19 protein-coding genes are annotated in these 19,259 nt (G+C 62.9%); 7 read left to right on the top strand and 12 right to left on the bottom strand.

All coding sequences use genetic code 11. The annotated features are described in order from the left end of the window. Nucleotides 1–105: 105 nt before the first annotated feature. Nucleotides 106–555 (bottom strand): CopD family protein, encoded by a 450-nt coding sequence (locus ACGYLC_RS01930; protein WP_394421354.1) that lies wholly within the window; start codon nucleotides 553–555, stop codon nucleotides 106–108. Nucleotides 556–961: 406 nt separating this feature from the next. Between ACGYLC_RS01930 and ACGYLC_RS01935 the strand changes: the two genes are divergently transcribed. From ACGYLC_RS01935 to dnaQ, 4 genes are read left to right on the top strand one after another with little or no spacing between them, the layout of a single operon-like run. Beyond that, nucleotides 962–1,561, top strand: coding sequence for a Maf family protein (locus ACGYLC_RS01935; protein WP_394421355.1), 600 nt, complete (start codon nucleotides 962–964; stop codon nucleotides 1,559–1,561). Next, nucleotides 1,558–2,391, top strand: coding sequence for a shikimate dehydrogenase (locus ACGYLC_RS01940; RefSeq protein ID WP_394421357.1), 834 nt, complete (start codon nucleotides 1,558–1,560; stop codon nucleotides 2,389–2,391). The genes ACGYLC_RS01935 and ACGYLC_RS01940 overlap by 4 nt, the downstream gene beginning before the upstream one ends. Further along, nucleotides 2,391–2,981 carry a dephospho-CoA kinase gene (gene coaE / locus ACGYLC_RS01945; RefSeq protein ID WP_394421359.1) on the top strand — a complete coding sequence of 197 codons (591 nt, stop codon included), beginning with the start codon at nucleotides 2,391–2,393 and terminating at the stop codon, nucleotides 2,979–2,981. Before ACGYLC_RS01940 ends, coaE begins: the two co-directional genes overlap by 1 nt. Further along, nucleotides 2,974–3,663 (top strand): DNA polymerase III subunit epsilon, encoded by a 690-nt coding sequence (gene dnaQ, locus ACGYLC_RS01950; protein ID WP_394421361.1) that lies wholly within the window; start codon nucleotides 2,974–2,976, stop codon nucleotides 3,661–3,663. The genes coaE and dnaQ overlap by 8 nt, the downstream gene beginning before the upstream one ends. A 3-nt stretch (nucleotides 3,664–3,666) precedes the next feature. On the opposite strand, the gene secB is transcribed toward dnaQ, so the two are convergent. Next, nucleotides 3,667–4,149, bottom strand: coding sequence for a protein-export chaperone SecB (gene secB, locus ACGYLC_RS01955; protein WP_067267736.1), 483 nt, complete (start codon nucleotides 4,147–4,149; stop codon nucleotides 3,667–3,669). Nucleotides 4,150–4,214: 65 nt separating this feature from the next. Further along, entirely contained in the window at nucleotides 4,215–4,712 is a 498-nt protein-coding gene (locus tag ACGYLC_RS01960) for an FxsA family protein (RefSeq protein ID WP_394421363.1), read from the bottom strand. A 104-nt stretch (nucleotides 4,713–4,816) separates the two neighbouring features. Between ACGYLC_RS01960 and ACGYLC_RS01965 the strand changes: the two genes are divergently transcribed. The 3 genes from ACGYLC_RS01965 to ACGYLC_RS01975 are packed head-to-tail and all read left to right on the top strand — an operon-like array spanning nucleotide 4,817 to nucleotide 7,091. Further along, the gene (locus ACGYLC_RS01965; protein WP_394421365.1) at nucleotides 4,817–5,476 is read left to right on the top strand and encodes a Tim44/TimA family putative adaptor protein; all 660 of its coding nucleotides are present in this window, start codon (nucleotides 4,817–4,819) and stop codon (nucleotides 5,474–5,476) included. Between the two features lie 41 nt (nucleotides 5,477–5,517). Continuing rightward, nucleotides 5,518–6,510: a murein transglycosylase A gene (locus tag ACGYLC_RS01970; RefSeq protein ID WP_394421367.1), complete on the top strand. Its 993-nt coding sequence runs from the start codon at nucleotides 5,518–5,520 to the stop codon at nucleotides 6,508–6,510. Next, nucleotides 6,507–7,091: a Smr/MutS family protein gene (locus ACGYLC_RS01975; protein WP_394421369.1), complete on the top strand. Its 585-nt coding sequence runs from the start codon at nucleotides 6,507–6,509 to the stop codon at nucleotides 7,089–7,091. The genes ACGYLC_RS01970 and ACGYLC_RS01975 overlap by 4 nt, the downstream gene beginning before the upstream one ends. Here the strand turns inward: ACGYLC_RS01975 and ACGYLC_RS01980 are convergent. The 9 genes from ACGYLC_RS01980 to tsaE form a co-directional block, all read right to left on the bottom strand. Further along, entirely contained in the window at nucleotides 7,088–8,305 is a 1,218-nt protein-coding gene (locus ACGYLC_RS01980) for an MFS transporter (RefSeq protein ID WP_394421370.1), read from the bottom strand. The genes ACGYLC_RS01975 and ACGYLC_RS01980 overlap by 4 nt on opposite strands. Nucleotides 8,306–8,343: 38 nt before the next feature. Continuing rightward, nucleotides 8,344–9,645, bottom strand: coding sequence for an ATP-dependent protease ATPase subunit HslU (hslU, locus tag ACGYLC_RS01985; protein WP_394421372.1), 1,302 nt, complete (start codon nucleotides 9,643–9,645; stop codon nucleotides 8,344–8,346). Continuing rightward, nucleotides 9,642–10,202: an ATP-dependent protease subunit HslV gene (hslV, locus tag ACGYLC_RS01990; RefSeq protein ID WP_067623712.1), complete on the bottom strand. Its 561-nt coding sequence runs from the start codon at nucleotides 10,200–10,202 to the stop codon at nucleotides 9,642–9,644. The genes hslU and hslV overlap by 4 nt, the downstream gene beginning before the upstream one ends. A 198-nt stretch (nucleotides 10,203–10,400) precedes the next feature. Next, nucleotides 10,401–10,721: a thioredoxin gene (gene trxA, locus ACGYLC_RS01995; RefSeq protein WP_007118424.1), complete on the bottom strand. Its 321-nt coding sequence runs from the start codon at nucleotides 10,719–10,721 to the stop codon at nucleotides 10,401–10,403. A gap of 36 nt (nucleotides 10,722–10,757) precedes the next feature. Then, nucleotides 10,758–14,129 carry a double-strand break repair helicase AddA gene (addA, locus tag ACGYLC_RS02000; RefSeq protein ID WP_394421374.1) on the bottom strand — a complete coding sequence of 1,124 codons (3,372 nt, stop codon included), beginning with the start codon at nucleotides 14,127–14,129 and terminating at the stop codon, nucleotides 10,758–10,760. Continuing rightward, a complete protein-coding gene (gene addB, locus ACGYLC_RS02005) occupies nucleotides 14,126–17,083 on the bottom strand; it encodes a double-strand break repair protein AddB (RefSeq protein ID WP_394421375.1) in 2,958 nt (985 codons plus the stop codon). The genes addA and addB overlap by 4 nt, the downstream gene beginning before the upstream one ends. Then, nucleotides 17,076–17,768 (bottom strand): nucleotidyltransferase family protein, encoded by a 693-nt coding sequence (locus tag ACGYLC_RS02010; protein ID WP_394421377.1) that lies wholly within the window; start codon nucleotides 17,766–17,768, stop codon nucleotides 17,076–17,078. Before ACGYLC_RS02010 ends, addB begins: the two co-directional genes overlap by 8 nt. Continuing rightward, nucleotides 17,741–18,754, bottom strand: a complete 1,014-nt coding sequence (locus ACGYLC_RS02015; protein ID WP_394421379.1) for an aminoglycoside phosphotransferase family protein — start codon at nucleotides 18,752–18,754, stop codon at nucleotides 17,741–17,743. The genes ACGYLC_RS02010 and ACGYLC_RS02015 overlap by 28 nt, the downstream gene beginning before the upstream one ends. Further along, complete coding sequence (tsaE, locus tag ACGYLC_RS02020) at nucleotides 18,751–19,224, bottom strand: tRNA (adenosine(37)-N6)-threonylcarbamoyltransferase complex ATPase subunit type 1 TsaE (RefSeq protein WP_394421381.1); 474 nt, start codon at nucleotides 19,222–19,224, stop codon at nucleotides 18,751–18,753. The genes ACGYLC_RS02015 and tsaE overlap by 4 nt, the downstream gene beginning before the upstream one ends. Nucleotides 19,225–19,259 lie beyond the last annotated feature (35 nt).

A 19,259-nucleotide genomic window follows, 5' to 3' on the forward strand; every position in this document is an offset into this window, starting at 1 on the left:
CAGCAGAATGCGGGCTGGTCGATCATTTGAATGTGGCAAGCAGAAACCGCCCCGGACGGGACAGTGGCGCAGATATAGGCGGCCGCAACGCTTGAGTCAATTGCCTCAGAATTTCACGACCACGGAGAAGACGATCACGATCATCAGCAGCGTCGGCACCTCGTTCAAAAGCCGGAACTGGCGGCCCGTGACGGTGCTCTTGCCGCTTTCAACGGATTTGACCTGTTTTTTCAGCCAAACATGGAAAACCGTCATGGCGATGACACTGGCGCCCTTGGTCCATGGCCAGACCATCGTCCAATCCACGATTCCGGGCGTCAGAACGAGGGCGAGGCCGAATGCCCATGTCGCCATCATCGCGGGCCGCATGATGAACTGAGCGAGCTTGAATTCCATCATCGAGAAGGTCTCGTGCAACCGCCCGGCGGAACCCGCCTGTTCGACATGATGCACGAAGAGCCGCGGCAGGTAGAAGAGCGCAGCCATCCAACTGATGACCGACACGATATGGAGCGCTTTAATCCATGGATAAGCGAGGCTGAGAAGATCGAACATGGGGAAGGCTCCGGTGTGCGTGCTTCTTTCTTAATAAATAAGAAAAGAGAAAAGATGTAGTTGATTGTAGGGCGTCTGAATCCTGTGGATTAATGATTTATACCGCCGCTTATCAACAGGTGAACAAACTTCACGGCCCCCTGTGGATGAATCGGCCTCGATTTGCGAAAGTTAAATTTTCTCAAGATCTTGCTGGCGTATTTTCCGGGGGACAAAATGTATCAAAGCGGGGATAACCGGTGAAGTCTCGTGGTTATACGCACAAGCGGCTTATCCCTATTCATCGGGGTGGGAATCGGCGACAAAAACCGCGACTCGGGGCGAGATCTGCGGGCTTGTGCTGTCAACTTTTATCTCCCAGAACAAATCCTCAAGATTTGCGCCAGATCATCACAGGGTTATCCACATGCCGCAGAAAATCATCCTCGCCTCCGGCTCGGAGATCCGGGCGCAGCTCTTGGCGCAGGCCGCGATCCCGCATGAGGTGATCCCCGCGAAGATCGACGAAGAGATGATAACCGCCGCGCTACGCGCCGAAGAGGCCAAGCCGCGCGACATCGCCGATACATTGGCCGAGATGAAAGCCCGTAAGGTGAGCGAGCGGCACCCCGGCGCCTTGGTTCTGGGCTGCGATCAGGTGTTGGAGCATCGCGGGAAGATGCTGCACAAGCCGCAAGACCGGGGCGAGGCGATTGCGCAGCTTCACCGGCTGCGCGGGGATCGGCACTCGCTGCTCTCTGCCGCGGTGCTTTATGAAGACGGTGAGCCGCTCTGGCGGCATGTCGGTCAAGTGCGGCTGCGCATGCGTGAGGCCAGCGATGCCTATATAGAAGACTACGTCGCGCGAAACTGGGAGAGCATTCGCCACGCAGTGGGCTGTTACAAGCTCGAAGAGGAAGGCGTGCGACTCTTCACCCAGATCGAGGGGGATTACTTTCACGTCCTCGGTATGCCATTTCTTGAATTGCTGAATTACCTGACGCTGCGCGGAGACCTCACAACATGAGCCTGCCCAAAATCCCCCTTGCCGGTGTGATCGGATCGCCCATCGCGCATTCCAAATCCCCGCAGTTGCATCGCCATTGGCTGGAGACCTATGGCATCGCCGGTCATTATGTGCCGCTTGATGTCGCCCCCGATGATTTGGAAAAGGTGCTGAGAACGTTGCCCAAGATGGGCTTTGTCGGGGTGAACCTGACGATCCCCCATAAAGAAGCGGTGATGGAGATCGCGGATCTCATCACCGACCGCGCCACTCTGATCGGCGCGGCCAATACCTTGATCTTTCGCGCCGATGGCAAAATTCACGCGGACAATACGGATGGCTACGGTTTCATCGAAAACCTCAAGGCCGGTGCGCCGGAGTGGGATCCGAAGGCCGGTCCGGCGGCTGTTTTGGGCGCGGGTGGCGCGGCGCGGGCGGTTGTCTCGTCGCTTTTGGACGCGGGCGCGCCTGAGATCTGCCTGTCAAACCGCACCCGCGTGCGGGCGGAGCAGTTGCAGCGCGATTTTGGCGGCAGGGTCAAGGTTGTCGATTGGGTGCAGGCAGGCAATATGATTGATCACGCCACTTTGTTGGTGAACACCACATCGCTTGGCATGATCGGCAAAGGCGCCTTGCGGGTGCCGCTGGATGGGCTGCGCCCCGGCACCGTGGTCACGGATCTCGTCTATGCCCCGCTGCGCACCCATCTGCTTGAAACGGCTGAGGATATGGGCTGCGTTACGGTCGACGGGCTGGGCATGTTGTTGCATCAGGCGGTCCCGGCGTTCGAGCGTTGGTTCGGCCAGCGGCCCGAGGTCGACCGCGCCACGCGGACGGCGGTGCTGCGCTGATGTTTCTCCTCGGGCTCACCGGCTCCATCGGCATGGGCAAATCGACCACGGCAAAGTTGTTCGCCGCGGAAGGCTGCGCCGTTTGGGATGCGGATGCGGCGGTGCACCGGCTTTACGCCCCGGGCGGGGCTGCCGTGGCGCCGATCCAGGCGGCTTTCCCGCGAGCGATCGTAGGCGGTGGCGTCTCTCGTGCCGCGCTGAAAGAGATCATCGCCGCCGATCCGACCGCCCTGCCCCGGATCGAGGCCATCGTTCATCCGCTGGTGGGAGAGGACCGCGCGGCCTTCCTCGCGGAAGCCGAGAGCGACATCGCCGTTCTCGACATCCCGCTGCTGTTCGAGACCGGCGGCGAGGCGGCGATGGATGCCGTGGTCTGTGTGACGATCCCGGCAGAGGTGCAGCGCGACCGCGTGCTTGCGCGCGGCACGATGACGGAGGCTCAATTCGACGCCATCCGCGCCAAGCAGATGCCCGCCGAAGAGAAGTGCGCCCGCTCGGACTATGTGATAGTGACCGACACGCTCGACCATGCCCGCGCGCAGGTGCGGGCGGTGATCCGCGACATCAGGGAAAGGCTGCGCCATGCGTGAAATCGTGCTCGATACCGAAACCACTGGCTTTGACCCCGAAAGCGGCGACCGTATCGTCGAGATCGGCGCAGTCGAGCTGATGAATCATATGGCCACGGGCGAGACCTATCACCAGTACATCAACCCCGAACGCTCGATGCCCGAGGAAGCCTTTCAGGTGCACGGGCTTGGCGATGACTTTCTGCGCGACAAGCCCAAGTTCGCGCAGATCGGGCGCGCTTTCCTCGATTTCATCGGCGATTCAAAGCTGATCATCCACAACGCCGCTTTCGACATAAAATTCCTGAATGCCGAGTTGCGCTGGATGGGGCTGCCGCAGATCCCGTGGGAACAGGCGCTCGACACGCTTGAAATCGCGCGCAAACGTTTTCCGGGCTCGCCTGCTTCGCTCGATGCGCTGTGTCGACGTTTCGGCATTGATAACACCTCGCGGACGCTGCACGGCGCCTTGCTTGACAGTGAGATCTTGGCCGAAGTCTATCTGGAACTGATCGGGGGGCGGCAGCCGGATTTCGCGCTGTCCTCGGCGCCAGAGCGCAAGACGGGCGAGCCTGACACGCGCTGGATGCCGAAACCGCGGCCCACGCCCCTGCCCTCGCATCTGACCGAGGCCGAAGCCGCCGCCCATGCCGAATTTGTCGGCAAGCTGGGCGACGACGCGCTGTGGAAACAGCTTGGCTGACGCTTAGGCGTCGGCTTTGGGTGGGTTCTCGGCCTGACGACGCGCGACCTCGTTGCGGTAGAGCGACAGGAAGTCGATGTTTTCAAGGTTCAGCGGCGGGAAGCCGCCGTCGCGGGTCACGTCGCTGACGATGCGGCGCAGGAAGGGGAAGATCATGCGCGGGCATTCGATCAGCAGATAGGGGTGCATCTGCTCTTCCGGCACGTTTTCGACTTGGAAAATACCGACATAGTCGATCTCCAGCACGAAAAGTGTCGCGTCGCCGTCTTTCGCCTTGGAGGTGATGTTCAACTTGATCGCGGTTTCATACTGGTTCTCGCCCGAACGCTTTTTCGCGTCGAGGTTGACCTGAACCTGCACGTCGGGCTGCACATCCGCCGGGGCACCCTTCTGCGCCATGATGTTTTCGAACGACATGTCGCGGATGAACTGGCCCAGCACACGCATCTGCGGTTGCTTGGGTTGTGCGGTTTCGTTTTCTGCCATTTTCTGTGTCCTGTTGTGGTGAATTTCTTAAATCTACCCGGACTTAACAGGTCGGCACGGGCCGCTCAATCCTTAGTCCAGCCCGAGGGGCCCTTGTTCTGGCGCGGCTGTTCGGGGATCTCGTGAAAATCCCCGTCGATCACGTCGCCGCGCGGATCGCCCCGGCGTTGCGGACCGGGCCGCGGCCCCATGCCGCCCGGGGTGCCAAAGCTTTGGACCTTTACCCGGTTGCGGATGGCGCGATAGGCGGCGGCGCGGAAGCGCGGCACCAGAAAGGCGAAGCCTACAGCGTCGGTAAAGAACCCCGGCGTGAGCAGCAGCGCGCCGGAAAACAGGATCATCGCACCATGCACCAAAGGCTCGGTCGGGTCGCGCAGATCATTGAAAGAACTGCGCAATTGGCCAAGCGCCAGCGCGCCCTGAGACCGCACCAACCATGTGCCCAGAATGGCGGTCAAAACCACCACGGCCAGCGTCCAGCCAAGGCCGATGGCGCCACCGACTTGGATGAAAAGCGTGATCTCGATCAGAGGCACGGCGATAAATGCGATCAATAGCCACATGCGGCAGAGTCCTTTCGCTGGGGGCAGAGTGGACTTGCCCCGGTCGAACACCTACATAAGAGCTTAACTCGCATGTTTCCATGCCACCCCTGAATGAGGTTTCGATGAATTCTCCCCTGATACAGCTTCTGGTGCTTGCCGGTATCGCCGTATTCCTGATCCTGCGACTGAAAAACGTGCTTGGCACGCGTGAGGGTTTTGAAAAGCCCCCGGTCACCGATCAAACGCCAAGCGCGCGCAGCGGCCCCGCGTTCGAAGTGATCGAAGGTGGTCCGGATCTCGATATCACCGACCATGTTCCCGAAGACAGCCCCTCGGGCAAGGCCTTGGCCGAGATGAAGCGGGTCGAGCCGTCCTTTGGCGTCAGCGATTTCCTGCAGGGCGCGCGCGGCGCCTATGAGATGATCGTCATGGGCTATGAGCGGGGTGATCTGGCGGAAATTCAACCGTTTCTGGCCGACAACGTTTATGAAAGTTTTGTTGATGGCGTCGCCGCGCGGGAGGACCAAGGTCTGACGATCGACGCGAATTTCATCGGCGTGCGCGAAATGGAACTGATCGACGCCAAGATGGACGAAACCACGAAAGAAGCGGAGCTTACCATCCGTTTTGTGGGCGAGCTGACCTCGGAGGTTCGCAACCGCGAGGGCGAGGTTATCGAGGGCAGCAGCACCGAAATCAAACGCCAAAAAGATACATGGGTTTTCGCCCGTGTCATGGGCTCGGACGATCCGAATTGGCTGTTGGTTTCCACAGACGGGTAGCGCGTGCGCTTGGCGCTCTTGCGCTGTTGGGCGGTGTGTCGATGAACACGCCGTCCGCAGCAGAGGTGCATTATACCGTCATGGATTTCGACCAGCTTGAGGGCTGGGCCGAGGATGACCACGCCGCCGCCTTCGAGGTTTTCACCAGCACCTGCGGCGACATGAAAGATGTCGATTGGCGCGCGCTTTGCAAGCTGGCCAAAGATGGCCCCGACCCCCGGCAGTTTTTCGAATTGTTCTTTCGCCCCGTTTTGATGGAAGACGGCAAAGACGCGCTTTTCACCGGCTATTTCGAGCCTGAGTTGGACGGCGATCTCTACCCCTCCGCCCGGTTTCAATACCCCCTCTACGCCATGCCCCCTGAGGCCGAAGAGATCCGCCCCTGGCTCACCAGACGCGAGATCCTAGATGGTGACGTGATGCGCGACCGCGGGCTCGAGATCGCTTGGGTCGATGACCCGGTTGAGCTTTTCTTTCTGCAGATTCAAGGCTCTGGCCGTATTCGTCTGCCCGATGGCAGCTACCTGCGCGTGGGCTACCGGGGCGCGAATGGCCATGATTACCGCTCTGTCGGGGTCGAATTGGTGCGGCGCGGGGTCTATGAGGCGCATCAGGTCAGTGCCGATGTCATCAAGAATTGGGTGCGCCGCAACCCCGAAGATGGCCGCGAATTGCTCTATCACAACCCGTCATACGTTTTTTTCCGCGAAGTTAGACGGGTGCCTGCCGACAAGGGGCCGCTGGGGGCGATGAACCGGTCCATCACCGCCATGCGCAGCATCGCGGTGGACCCGTCGCATGTGCCGCTCGGCGCGCCGGTCTGGATCGAGAAGGACGGAAAGAAACCCCTGCGGCGTTTGATGGTCGCACAGGATACAGGCTCGGCCATCAAGGGGGCGCAGCGTGCGGATGTGTTCTTTGGCACCGGTGACGAAGCGGGCCGCGCGGCGGGCCGTCTGCGCGATCCGGGGCGGATGATGGTCTTGATGCCCATTCAACGCGCCTATGCTTTCCTGCCCGAGAGCGCGATATGAAACGCCGCCGCTTGAACGAAGACGATCTCGAACTTTGGCGCCGGGTGACCGAGCGGACCGAGAAGCTGGAGCTGAACAAGCTGTTCACGCCTGAGATTGACGCCCCCGCCCCTGCCCCGCCGCAGGTTCGGCGCGCCAAGATCGCGCTGCAGGGCAACAAGCCACAATCCAACATGAAAAAGCGCAGCAACGACCTGCGCCCGACATTGGCCGAGCAGATGAAAGCCGCCCCGGTTCAGATGGACCACAAGGCTTACGGCAAGCTCAAACGCGGCAAGCTGCGCCCCGAGGGCCGGATCGACCTGCACGGCATGACCCTCGACCGGGCGCATCCGGCACTCAATGGTTTCATTATGGATGCCCATGCCCGGGGCAAACGGCTGGTGCTGGTGATCACCGGCAAGGGCAAGCGGCGCGATGATGGTGGCCCGATCCCCGTGCGCGATGGCGTGTTGCGCCATCAGGTGCCGCAGTGGCTGTCGATGCCACCGCTGAGCAGTCTTGTGCTACAGGTCGCGCAGGCCCATGTCAGCCACGGCGGCGGCGGGGCCTATTACGTCTACCTGCGGCGCAACCGTTAACCGCGCAGCAGCGGTTTGTAGCGCGCAATCGCCCATGCGGCCAGGCCTGCGGCAATCAGATAATAAAGCGCGATGGGCAGCATCTGCTGCGGAAAATCGACGCCGAGGTCGATGAACAGCCCCGTCACCCCCGGCCCGATGGCCGAGCCAAAGACCATAAGCGCCGCCGCCACCGCCTTGATCGACCCCACATGGCGGGTGCCGAAATACTCGGCCCAGAAGGCCGCCGGCGCGGTAGATTGCATCCCCTGCCCTATGCCGAAAATTACCAAGCCGATCCCGGCCATCCAAAGCGTGTCGGTATAGGCGAGCACCGCGAATGACAGGGCAAAGGGCAGCATCATCACCGGCACCACGCGGCTGACGCCGAAACGATCGATCGCCCAGCCCGAGAGGAAGGTCGAGGCCACCGCCGAGATTGTGTAGACCGGCATCAAAGCCACGAATTCAACCAAGGCCCATCCCTTCACTTGGGTCAGATGCACCTGCTGAAAGAACAGAGCCGTGCCCCAAGCCGCGGGGCCGATGGCCAACGGGATGATCATCCAGAACAGGCCCGAGCGGAACATCTCGGCCCGGGTCCAATGCCGCCCTCTCATGCCTGCGCGCTGCGCCTGATCGGCCATGCTTTGCGGGGTACGCTCTTGCCGAAGCAGCATCAGGAGCACCGGGATCGTCAGAAGCACCAGCACCGCGGCCAGCACCCAAAGGCTGCGCCATTGGAAGCTGGCGAAAAGCGCGACGAAGATCACCGGCAGAAATGCCTGCCCGGCGGCAAAACCCATTGAAGAAAGCGACAGCGCTTTGCCACGCGAGGCTTCGAACCAGCGCACCATCGCGACCTGTCCAAGCTGAGACATCATCCCCTGCCCGGTCAGCCGCAAGGCGTAGATGACAAAGATCAGCGCAAGCCAGTTCGGCACCGCCGCCATCGCCAGACAGGCCCCCGCCAGCGCCAGCATCACGCCAAGGGCCAGCACCCGCACGCGAAAGCGGTCTGTCAGCACCCCGGCCCAGACCATGGTGATGGCCGATAGCGTGGTGCCAATGGTATAGATGCCGCCCCATTGACCGTCGCTGAGGCCAAAGTCGCCCTTCACTGCGCCCGCGAAGAGCGAGATGAAATAGGTTTGCCCATAGGACGAGGTGAAGGTCAGCAGGAAACCGGCCAGTAGAAACAGCCAGTTGCGCCGCAGAAACGAGAGATACGCCATGCCCCTTTCATCGCCGGGGCATGGAGGAAAGGAAAGCCCTAAAGAACGTAGCGGCTGAGATCGGTGGAGCGGGTCAACTCGCCAAGGTTCCTTTCGACGAAATCGGCATCGACGGTGATCTCTTGCCCCGACCGGTCCGGCGCGTCGAATGAGACTTCTTCGAAGACCCGTTCCATCACCGTATAAAGTCGCCGCGCGCCGATGTTCTCGACCGAGGTGTTCACCTCTGCCGCGATCTTGGCCAGTGCCGCGATGCCCTCTTCGGTGAAGGTGACGGTCAGTTCCTCGGTCCCCATCAGGGCGGTGTACTGCCGCGTCAGCGCATTGTCGGTCTCGGTCAGGATACGGACGAAATCATCTTCGGTCAGCGCCCGCAGTTCGACGCGGATCGGCAGACGGCCCTGCAATTCAGGCAAAAGGTCCGAAGGCTTGGCAATATGGAACGCGCCCGAGGCGATAAATAGGATATGGTCGGTCTTCACCGGGCCATATTTCGTCGAAACGACGGTGCCTTCGATCAGCGGCAGCAGGTCGCGCTGCACCCCTTCACGTGAAACATCGCCGCCGCGCGCATCGGAACGGGCGCAGACCTTGTCGATCTCATCAAGGAAGACGATGCCGTTTTGCTCTACCGCTTCCACGGCGGCGCGGTTCACGGCTTCGTCGTCGAGCAGTTTGTCGGCCTCTTCGCCCACCAGCACGTCATAGCTATCTGCTACGGCCATGCGTTTCTTGGTGGTGCGGCCCCCCATGGCTTTGCCAAAGAGATCGCCGAGGTTCATCATCCCCATGCCCTGCTGGCCGGGAATATCCATCATCGGGAAGGGGCTGGAGGTATCGGCGACCTCGAGCTCGATCATCGTGTCGTCAAGCTCGCCCGCGCGCAGTTTCTTGCGAAACATCTCGCGCGTGCCGTCGCGGGCATCGGTGCCGGCGATGGCGTCGATCACGCGATCCTCGGCGGCCTGTTCGGCCTTGGCTTTGACGTCTTCGCGCATGAACTCGCGGGTCATGGCGATGGAACTGTCCACCAGATCGCGGATGATCTGCTCCACGTCACGGCCGACATAGCCGACTTCGGTGAATTTCGTCGCTTCAATCTTGATGAAAGGCGCGCGGGCGAGCTTCGCCAGACGGCGGCTGATCTCGGTTTTGCCGACGCCGGTGGGGCCGATCATCAGGATGTTCTTGGGGTAGACTTCGTCGCGTAGGTCATCGCTCAGCTGTTTGCGGCGCCAGCGGTTGCGCAGGGCCACGGCCACGGCACGTTTGGCGTCGTTCTGGCCGATGATATAGCGGTCCAGTTCGGATACGATCTCGCGGGGGGTCAGGTCGGTCATGCGGTGATTTTCTCCACGGTGAGTTTGCCGTTGGTGTAGACGCAGATGTCGGCGGCGATCGCCATGGCATCACGAGCGATGGTTTCGGCGTCCCGGTCGCTATCCATCATGCCGCGCGCGGCGGCGAGGGCATAGTTGCCACCCGATCCGATGGCTGCGACCTCGTGTTCCGGCTCCAGCACATCGCCCGCGCCGGTGATGACCAGCAGGTCTTTGCCGTCGGTCACGATCAGCATCGCTTCGAGTTTCTGCAGGTATTTATCGGTGCGCCAGTCCTTGGCCAATTCGACACTGGCACGGGCCAATTGACCCGGTGTCGCTTCCAATTTGGCCTCCAGCCGCTCCAGCAGGGTAAAGGCATCCGCCGTGGAGCCCGCAAATCCCGCCACCACGTCATAGCCGCCGGGGCTGAGCTTGCGCACCTTGCGCGCGGTGCCTTTGATCACGGTCTGGCCAAGGCTGACCTGTCCGTCACCGGCAATCACCACTTCGCCGCCTTTCTTGACGCCAATGATCGTGGTCCCGTGCCAACCGGGGAAATCGTCGTTCTGTGCCATGGGGCCTCCTGTCGCTTGGCGCTCTATATGGCCCCCGTGGCAGGGCAGGACAAGGGCAGCGCCAGTTGCGCGCGAGGCAGGCGCACTGTTGATGACGCAGGGGCACTCCTAGCCTGAAGTGGCCAGAGGCTTGACCCCAATGAAAAGGGCGCCCCGCAGGACGCCCGTTTTCGGAACTCAGTGCCTAAGGCCTTGGCCTTAGATGGATTCTTCGATCCAGCTTTGCAGCGCCGCTTTCGGGCGCGCACCGGCGAGGTTGGACACGACCTGCCCGTCCTTGAAGATGAACAGCGCCGGGATACCGCGCACGCCGACTTGTGCGGGCGAGTTCGGGTTTTCGTCGACGTTGACTTTGACGATCTTCACGCGACCGTTCATTTCATCCGACAGCTCTTCCAGCGAAGGGCCGATCTGTTTGCACGGGCCGCACCATTCGGCCCAGAAATCGACCAGAACCGGAATGTCCGAATTTTTGACTTCGGCGTCGAAAGTGTCGTCGGTGACTGCGACGGTTGCCATGATGCTCTCCTGACAGGAATGGGTTGAGGCCTGAACCTATGAATGCGCGGCAGTGGCGTCAAGATATGGCAGGGCGCGCAGGGCATTTGTCACGATATCGTTGGGTAACACCATAAGCGCGGGGGTCGCGGTCCATAGAATGGCCGTCTCGATCCGTCGATCCGGGTAGATTTGGCGCAGCATATGGGCATAGGCTCCCATCTGGCGCAGCAGCCCGTCGGGGCAGGCCTCAGCCGTGCCGGGGACCACGCGGTTCGTCTTGAAATCGACGGCGAGGATATGATCCTCGGTGATCACCAAACGGTCGATTGTGCCGTGCAGGCGCTGGTCTTTGAGGCTGCCAGTCACGGGCACTTCGGCGAGGGTTGTCTTGGCAAACAATGGGGCGAGGGCAGGGGTGTTCAGCACCGCTTCCGCCTCATCTTCCGCGCGGGCGATCATCTCGGCGGGGTGCGTGCGGGACAACCTCTCCAGAAAGATCTCCCGGGCATCCGGGGCCATCAGCGGCAGATGTTCCAGCAGCTCATGGACCAGCGTGCCATAGCTTAGCGCGGTGTCCATATCGAGCCCGGCCTCACCCGCAAGCGCCTTGGCTCCGCCGAGATCTGAGGGAGAGAGGGTCTTATCCTCCCCCTTTGGAGAGGGGGCAGAACGGGTGAAAACAGTGTCTAACTCAGGCGTTGTGACGGTTTTCTCAGGCGTCTCTATGATGTCGAGCGCATCCCAATCGCCCTGCTGATAGCGCAGCGTGCCATCGTCGCCCAAAGGCTCGGCCCGGAGCCGGGCCAGAGCGGCAGCGGTGATTTGATACCAAGAGGATTCATCTTTCGACAATTCCCCCGCCGCGGCCACGATCAGCCATTTCTCGGCCCGTGTCATGGCGACATAGAACAGGCGGAGCCGCTCTTGCAACGCGGCTTCTTTCATTTCGTCCAGCCGGGCGCGCATGGGCTGGGGCATGTCATCCGCCGAAGCTTTCCAGACGGGGGTGCCATCGACGGTGATGATCTCATCCTTGATCGTCACATCGCGCCGCCCGGTGTCGGGCAGGATCACGATTGGCGCTTCCAGACCCTTGGCGCCATGCACCGTCATCACCCGGATCTGGTTCGACGCGCTGTCGATCTGACGTTTGATTTCCAGATCATCGGTCTGCATCCATTGCAGGAACCCGGTCAGGCTGGGCACCGTGCCGCGCTCGTAGGATAGCGCTTGGCTCAGCATCGCATTGATCCCATCCTCCGCCTCTGGCCCCAGCCGCGCGAGCAATTTGCGGCGCCCATCGTGGCGGGTGAGGATGCGTTCGATCAGATCGTAGGGGCGTAGGTAATCGACATGTCCGCGCAGGTCGCGCAACACGGCGAGGGTGGCGGCGTGGGCCTCGGTCTGGTTGCGCAGGGCTTGCCAGAGGTGATCCTCTTTGCGGTAATGGGCGAGGGAGAATAGCTCTTGTTCCGACCAGCCGAAAAGCGGCGATTTCAGCGCGGTGGCAAGCGATAGGTCGTCGTCCGGCGTCGCGAGGAACGACAGGATCGCCGCCAGATCGCGCACCGCCAGTTCGGCCCCGACCTTGAGCCTGTCGGCCCCCGCGATGGGCAGTTCCGCCGCTTTGCAAGCGCGGATAATCTCGGAAAACAGGGCCGAGCGGCGCTGCACGAGGATCAGAAAATCGCCCGGTTGGATGCGCCGCCGCGCCATGCCGCCCTTGCTGTCGTCGGGGAGGTAATGCTCCTCGGTCGTCAACTCCTTGATGCGCCGCGCGATGCGTTCGGCCAGTTGCACCGTGTGATGCCGTGCGCTGCGCCGGTCGACGGGATCGGTCCAATCGCCTTCCTCATCTGGTCCCGCCTTTTCGATGAAGGGCCAAAGATCAACGCGGCCGGGCAGGCGATCTTTGAAGGCCATATGGCCTTCATTGGCGAAACCGATCTGGATCGCGGGGTCGAAAACCCCATCGACCGCCTGCAAAATCGCCGAAGAGGAGCGGAAGGAATAGGCAAGGCTGCGGCGCTGGAAAAACTGCCCGGCCTCACCGATCTTCTGTTCGAATGTCGCGCCTTTGCGGTCCAGTTCTTCCGGGTCCGCGCCTTGGAAAGAATAGATTGATTGCTTCTTGTCACCCACGACGAAGAGCGTGCGATCCACCTCGTTGCGCGCCCCGGCGCCCGAGTAAAATTCATCTGTCAGCCGTTCGATCACGTCCCATTGCCGGGGGGAGGTGTCCTGCGCCTCGTCGACAAGGATATGGTCGATGCCGCCGTCGATGCGGAACAGCACCCAAGCGGCCACGGCCTTGTCGGTCAGCAATGCGCGGGCTTTGAGGATCAGATCGTCAAAGTCGAGCCAGCCGCGTTTTTGTTTCTCATCCGCGTAGCGTTCAAGAAAACGGGCCGCGAAACGGTGGAGCACATAGGATTTGCGCGCCGTCTTTAGTGCCAAACGGGCTTCGCGGGCATCTTCGACGCGTTGCATCAATTGCTCAAGCTGCGGCATCTGTTCGGCGATGACCTTTTGCGTCGGCTTGGTCGGGAAACTGCCGATCTTGGCGGTAAAGGGCGCCTTGGCGCCGCTTCCGGTCAGAAGGATGTTTTCGAGCTGGGGCAGGGCGGACAGATCATAGCGGTCGATCTCTTGCAGCGCCGCGCCCGCCTTGCCATCGTTGCCGCCTTTGGCCAGCAGATGGGGAATGATCTCCGCCATCATCGCCGCTTCGCTGCCGAGGAAAACCGAGGCTGCGATATTCTCTTCGGTCAGGTCTTCGGGCTGCGCGAAAAGCGTCAGGTTCTCGGGCCAAGAGCGGGGCGCGGCGAAGGCGTCGCGCTGACCTACGATGCTACGGGTAAGGCTGGCGAAATCCTCGCCGGTGTAGTGCCGCGCAATATCGGCAACCAGCGGGGCGTCTTCGCTTTCGGCCATCTCATCGACGATCTCGGCCCGCAGCAGATCGGCGGCGCGGTCTTCGATCTCGGTGAACTGCGGGCTGACCTGCGCCTCCAACGGGAAGCGGCGCAGAAGGGCCGCGCAGAAAGAGTGGATGGTCTGAATCTTCAGCCCGCCGGGCGTTTCAATCGCGCGGGCAAAAAGGGTGCGGGCATTGCGCAGTTGCTCGGGCGTCAATTCCCCCTGCACGCCAAGATCGGCCAAGGCGCTGCGCAGCGTCTCATCTTTCAGCATGGCCCATTCGCCCAAACGTTTGAACAGACGGTTTTGCATCTCTGAGGCCGCCGCCTTGGTATAGGTCAGGCAAAGGATATGCTGCGGCTCCACGTCGTCGAGCAGCAGCCGCGCCACCCGGTCGGTCAGCACGCGGGTCTTGCCAGAGCCCGCATTCGCCGTCAGCCAGGTGGAAGCATCGGGCCGCGCCGCTTCGATCTGGGCGCGGGTGGCATCGTTGAAATCACGCATCATTCCAGATCCTCCGGTCGGGCGGGGCTGGTGCCGTCCCATTCCCCGAACCGCGCCAATTGGTCGAAGTTTCCGGCAAAGGCATCGCTTTGCACCATCCGCCGCGCGGTAAAGCCCTGCCCCTCATCAAGGTAGCGCGAGAGCAGCGCGTGCAGCCCGGCCAGCACCTCTTGCGGGTTTTCCTCCTCCAGCGGGGCGGGGACTTCGACGGGTTTGGAGCCGAGCCCGATGAAAGTCGCCTGCGCTACATGGGCGACGCCCACCTCCGGGAAACCGCCGCGTTCGACCATGGCGGCTTCGATCAAGAGTTGCTTGTCGAAAAGCCGCTGTTCCTTTTTGCCGGGCGGGGTGCCGGTCTTGTAGTCGTAGATCAGCACATCGCCATCGTCAGTCTGGTCGATCCGGTCGGCAAAGCCGCTGAGGGTAAAGCCGAGGTCGGCAAAGGTGTGGCTGCCCCGCGCGCCCTGCTCGAAGGCGACGGGGCTGGAGAATGCGGCGCGTTGGCTTTCGCGGGCGATGAACCAATCGGCGATCCGGTCGATGCGGGCCAGCCACATCGCGCGGGCAGCGGGCCATGGGGCTTCTTCCTCCAGCACCTCGGCGGCCACTTGCATCAGCGTGTCGCGGGTCAGCCGCGCAGGGTCGCGGGCGACCAGTTTGACGAAATCTTCCATGATGCGGTGCAGGACGATGCCCCGCACGGGCGCGTCCGGCGATTGCACCAGCGGGTTGATCGGGCGCAGTTTCAGGCTGTGCTTTACGTAGATCGCGTAAGGGTCGCGGATTAGCGTCTTGATCTCGGTCACCGACAGCTTGCGCGGTCGCGCGGCCCGCGGCGGGCGCGGAGAGGGACGCGGGGCGGGAGGCACGCGCTCCACCGCTTCCAGTGCGCGCACCTGATCGAGCCAGCGGTTGCCGCGCTCCTGCATCGCGCGCCAGGCTTCGGGGCCGCCGGTGTCCCCCAGACCGCCAAGCAGGTTACCCAGACGGTTGAGCCAGCGCGAGGGCACCATCTCGGCCTCGTCCGAGCGGATCGCGCGGGTGATCCAGACCTCGGGGCTGGCGATGGCCTGTTGATAGTCATGCGCTGACAGGCCGATGCGCCGTTCGGGCAGCAGCAGCCCGGCTTTCTCGCGCATCTGACGGTTGAGCCATGGATCGGGCGGCGGCGCTTCGGGCCATGTGCCTTCGTTCAGACCGCCAAGGATGACCAGATCGGCCCCCTGAACCCGTGCCTCCATCGTGCCCCAGATCATAATGTCGGGATGGGGGGTATCGGCCTCGCGCACCTCTTCTTGGGCCAGGAGCGCGCCCAAAAGATCGGCATAATCGGCGGCGTTCATCGCCCCGCCGTGGGCCGCATGTTCCGTGAGGTTCGCCATCACCGCCTCGGCCGAAATGCCCGCGCCTTGCTGCCAAAGCAGGTGGTCGGGGTCGGCGGGTTGACCGGCGGCAATCTTGTCGGCCAGCGCCAGATGCGCGGCGACGCAATCGGGCAGGGGCCGCTCTCCGGGGGTGTCATGGCCGGGGAAGGTCTCGCCCAGCCAAGCGACCCAATCGCGGAAACCGCTGGGGTCTTCCATCCGTTTCGCGGCGCGCTCTGCAATCTCGGCCAAGCCTTCGGCGTCGGGGTAGGGCAGCCCGTGGCGGCGGATCTCAGCCTCCAAGCGCTGGGTATAGAGCTGGTGGAAATTGCGCCCCGCGCCGCTGTGGGTCAGCGGGTGTTTCAACAGGGTCAGCAGCGCTTCGGCATCCAGTTTTCGGACAAAGAGCGCCGCCACATGGCGCAGGAACCGCCCCGGCGGGGAGAGTTGCAGCGGCATCCCGGCGCTGTCGTCGGGCAGGATGCTCCACCGGTCGAGCGCGGCGGTGACCTGCCGGGTGAGCATCCGGTCGGGGGTGATCAAGGCGGCTTTTACGCCATCCTCGGCAGCTTGGCGCAGGCGCAGCGCGATGGCCAAAGCCTCGACCCGCGGGGTGGGCGCTTCGATCAGGGTGATGTCAGCGGTGGCACCTTGCAGGTCTTCCAGCTTCGGCCCTTCGTTCAGCCAGGCATGGGTCACGGGCGCAGGCCGGAGCGAGAGCGACACCAGCTTGTTGCGGGCGGTGGAAACCGGGGGCATCTCGCACCACGGTGCGATTGCGCCGCGCGCCACGCCGAGCATATTCATCAGCTTGCGGAAGCGGTATTGCGGGTGATCCTCGGCCAAAAGCGCCTGATCCAATTCGTTCCAGACGGCGGTCGGCATCTCGAAATCGAACCCCGGCAGGATGATCGCGCCTTGTGGCAGCCGGGCCACGGCCTCCATCAGCAGCGCCGTGGTCCCGCGCGAACCGGTGGACCCGGCAAGGATCACCGGATGCTGCGGTGGCGCGTCCTGCCAACGGACGATGATCCGGGCGACCAACTGCCGCCGACGTGCTTCGGCATCCGGGCGGGTGGTGGTTTGGCCCAGATAGTCATGCGCGATGGCGAGGAAGCGTTGCGCCCGCTCCCAGTGGGCCGAGAGGTTGCCAACGTCCAGCCCGGCCACCGTCTCGGGCGAGACGCCTTCGCCCTGCATTTCGTCGATCAGCCCCGCAAGACTGTCCGACAGCGCATAGAGCGAGGCGCGCGGCGCGAGATCGGGTGCGGCATCCAGAAGGCGTGACACCAGTTGAATGAGTTCCAGCCGCCGTTGCAGCGGCGGTGTCGGGGCGGGCAGCGCAATGCCGGGGGCCAATGCATCAAGGTCGGTGATCAGCCGGATGCGCGGCAGGAAGCCTGCCGGACCCGCGTCGAAATCATGACGCAGCCGGCGCGCCATGCGGTTGGTGTTGACCAGCAACTCGACACGGGCCATCGCCTCGGGCGGGCCATTCTCCAACCGGTCGCACAGCCCGCGCACCAATCCGCGCGGGAAATCGACACCGGGGGCGAGGCCAAAGACCCGGGGACTGTCCTGCGGCTCAAACATCGGCACCTGCCAAGAGGCTTTCGGCAAGGAGAATGCCGCCGGGGTGGCCGACGTCGCACCAGCGTCCGGTATAGGGCAGGCCAAACAGCGTCCCCCGTGCCAGCATCATGTCCCACAACAGGTTGAGCGAGAATGCCTTGGCTTCGATATCGGCCAACAGGTCGGTCTTGATGATCTGCACCCCGCCATAGACCTCGCCCGGCCCGCGTTGCAGACGGCCATCCGCGGCGCGGATAAAGTCGCCCGTGCCGCCGTGGCCGAGGGTATTTTCCAACGGCACGGTCATCAAAAGCGCGTCCATCCGCGCCGGATCCCATGCGTCGCGCAGCATCCTGAGCGGGTTTGCCCCGGCCCAGATCGCGTCACTGTTCGTGGTGAATACCGGACCCGCGCCCAGCAGTGGCAGCGCGTTGCGCAAACCGCCGCCAGTGTCGAGGATCTGGGGCGTTTCGATCACCGTTTGCACATTCTGCGCTTTCAGATGTGCCTCCAACTGGTCGGGCAGGTAATGCAGGTTCGCCACGATCCGCGCAGGCGATATCCCGCGGGCAAGGTCGAGCGCATGGTCGATCAACGGGCGGCCCGCGACCGGCACCATGGGCTTGGGTTGGCTCTGGGTGAGATGTTTCATACGCGTGCCGAACCCGGCCGCGAACATCATGATGGCGTCGGGATTGTCGCGCATTGGTTTCTCAGATGCTCCAGAAATTCGGGGGTCGGCGGGGGCAGCGCGCCTGCGATTGCTTTCGCCACATCGGCAAGCGCGGGATGGCGCAGGTTATGGTGCAGCTGCTGCCAGACACGCGGGATTAAATCGACGTAATGCGGTTTTCCGTCGCGCAGACAGAGACGCGCAAAGATACCCAAGATGCGCAGATTTCGCTGGGCGCCAAGCAGCGCATAGGCACGGCGAAATGCGGTGTCATCCTGCCCGGTTTGGGCAAGATAGTCGTTGATGATCTGCGCCTCCACCGCGCGGGGCACATCGCGACGGGCGTCTTGCAGGATGGAGACGAGATCATAGGCCGGATGACCCAGCAGCGCGTCTTGGAAATCCAGCAAACCGGCCCGCGCCGCCCCTTCGCGCTGCGGCAGCCAGAGCAGGTTCTCGGCATGGTAGTCGCGCAGGATCACGACCTTTGGGCTTTCATCCAGCTGAGCGGCGAGCGGGCGGAAAGCCTGCGCGAAAGCGGCGTTTGCGTTCTGCCCGCCTGCGGGCGCGTAGAAGTCGAAGGCGGGGGCCGCCATATCGGTCAGCCAACCGGCATCGCACATTGGCAGATCCGGCAGGGGGGCAGCGTGCAGTTTGACCAAAACGTCAGCCGCCGCGCGGTAGAGGGGGAGTTCCCAGGCCGGATCCGCCGCCATGAGCCGGGCAAAGAGGTCATCGCCAAGGTCTTCGATCAGCAGCAGGCCAGTGTCATTGTCCGCATGGTAAATCTTGGGCGCGCTGAGGCCACAGCTTGTCAGATGCGCCGCGACATGACGGAAGGGTCGCACGTCTTCGCCGCGTTCCGGCGGGGCGTCCATCAAGATGGCGCGCGCGCCATCCGCTTTGCGCAGCCGGTCATACCGCCGGTTGGAGGCATCGCCCGCCAGCAGCTTGCGGGCGGCTTCGGCCCAGCCGGCGGTTTGCAAAAAACCTTCGATCAATGCGGCGCGTTCGGTCATTTGCGCCACGCCGCCAGCTTCTCGGCCCAACCGCCGCCGGACCATTCTGCGGTCAGCCTGCGGCTATCTTCTTCGGTGCCGGGGCTGAGGCTGATCTGTAACGCAGCGGCGGGTGCGAGTGGGCCGAGGCGATCCGGCCATTCCACCAGACAGATCGCTTCGTGAAAGGCGTCGATCAGCCCCAGTTCCTCAATCTCATGGGTGGAGGTCAGCCGGTAGAGATCGGCGTGCCAGATCGCGCTGCTTGTCGCGTCATAGGTCTGCACCAGCGTGAAGGTGGGAGAGGGGATATCCTCGGGGTGGTCGAGCAATTCGGTGATCAGCGCGCGGGCGAAATGGGTCTTGCCCGCGCCGACATCGCCGCTGAGCAGGATGACATCACCGGGGGACAGGCGGCGGGCCAGTTGCCGGGCGCGCCCGGCGGTGTCATCGGGGCCGCTGAGCAGGAGGGAAAGGGTATCGTCGGACATGCCCCATGCTTAGCGTCCCGACGCGCAGCCGCAAG

This window comes from Sulfitobacter sp. 1A12157 (assembly GCF_043557345.1).
Lineage (GTDB): Bacteria > Pseudomonadota > Alphaproteobacteria > Rhodobacterales > Rhodobacteraceae > Sulfitobacter.

What these genes read in the sequence shown, in the direction of transcription:
- ACGYLC_RS01930 (WP_394421354.1), bottom strand. Translation starts at nt 555, where the DNA reads ATGTTCGATCTTCTCAGCCTCGCTTATCCATGGATTAAAGCGCTCCAT.
- ACGYLC_RS01935 (WP_394421355.1), top strand. Translation starts at nt 962, where the DNA reads ATGCCGCAGAAAATCATCCTCGCCTCCGGCTCGGAGATCCGGGCGCAG.
- ACGYLC_RS01940 (WP_394421357.1), top strand. Translation starts at nt 1,558, where the DNA reads ATGAGCCTGCCCAAAATCCCCCTTGCCGGTGTGATCGGATCGCCCATC.
- coaE (WP_394421359.1), top strand. Translation starts at nt 2,391, where the DNA reads ATGTTTCTCCTCGGGCTCACCGGCTCCATCGGCATGGGCAAATCGACC.
- dnaQ (WP_394421361.1), top strand. Translation starts at nt 2,974, where the DNA reads ATGCGTGAAATCGTGCTCGATACCGAAACCACTGGCTTTGACCCCGAA.
- secB (WP_067267736.1), bottom strand. Translation starts at nt 4,149, where the DNA reads ATGGCAGAAAACGAAACCGCACAACCCAAGCAACCGCAGATGCGTGTG.
- ACGYLC_RS01960 (WP_394421363.1), bottom strand. Translation starts at nt 4,712, where the DNA reads ATGTGGCTATTGATCGCATTTATCGCCGTGCCTCTGATCGAGATCACG.
- ACGYLC_RS01965 (WP_394421365.1), top strand. Translation starts at nt 4,817, where the DNA reads ATGAATTCTCCCCTGATACAGCTTCTGGTGCTTGCCGGTATCGCCGTA.
- ACGYLC_RS01970 (WP_394421367.1), top strand. Translation starts at nt 5,518, where the DNA reads ATGAACACGCCGTCCGCAGCAGAGGTGCATTATACCGTCATGGATTTC.
- ACGYLC_RS01975 (WP_394421369.1), top strand. Translation starts at nt 6,507, where the DNA reads ATGAAACGCCGCCGCTTGAACGAAGACGATCTCGAACTTTGGCGCCGG.
- ACGYLC_RS01980 (WP_394421370.1), bottom strand. Translation starts at nt 8,305, where the DNA reads ATGGCGTATCTCTCGTTTCTGCGGCGCAACTGGCTGTTTCTACTGGCC.
- hslU (WP_394421372.1), bottom strand. Translation starts at nt 9,645, where the DNA reads ATGACCGACCTGACCCCCCGCGAGATCGTATCCGAACTGGACCGCTAT.
- hslV (WP_067623712.1), bottom strand. Translation starts at nt 10,202, where the DNA reads ATGGCACAGAACGACGATTTCCCCGGTTGGCACGGGACCACGATCATT.
- trxA (WP_007118424.1), bottom strand. Translation starts at nt 10,721, where the DNA reads ATGGCAACCGTCGCAGTCACCGACGACACTTTCGACGCCGAAGTCAAA.
- addA (WP_394421374.1), bottom strand. Translation starts at nt 14,129, where the DNA reads ATGATGCGTGATTTCAACGATGCCACCCGCGCCCAGATCGAAGCGGCG.
- addB (WP_394421375.1), bottom strand. Translation starts at nt 17,083, where the DNA reads ATGTTTGAGCCGCAGGACAGTCCCCGGGTCTTTGGCCTCGCCCCCGGT.
- ACGYLC_RS02010 (WP_394421377.1), bottom strand. Translation starts at nt 17,768, where the DNA reads ATGCGCGACAATCCCGACGCCATCATGATGTTCGCGGCCGGGTTCGGC.
- ACGYLC_RS02015 (WP_394421379.1), bottom strand. Translation starts at nt 18,754, where the DNA reads ATGACCGAACGCGCCGCATTGATCGAAGGTTTTTTGCAAACCGCCGGC.
- tsaE (WP_394421381.1), bottom strand. Translation starts at nt 19,224, where the DNA reads ATGTCCGACGATACCCTTTCCCTCCTGCTCAGCGGCCCCGATGACACC.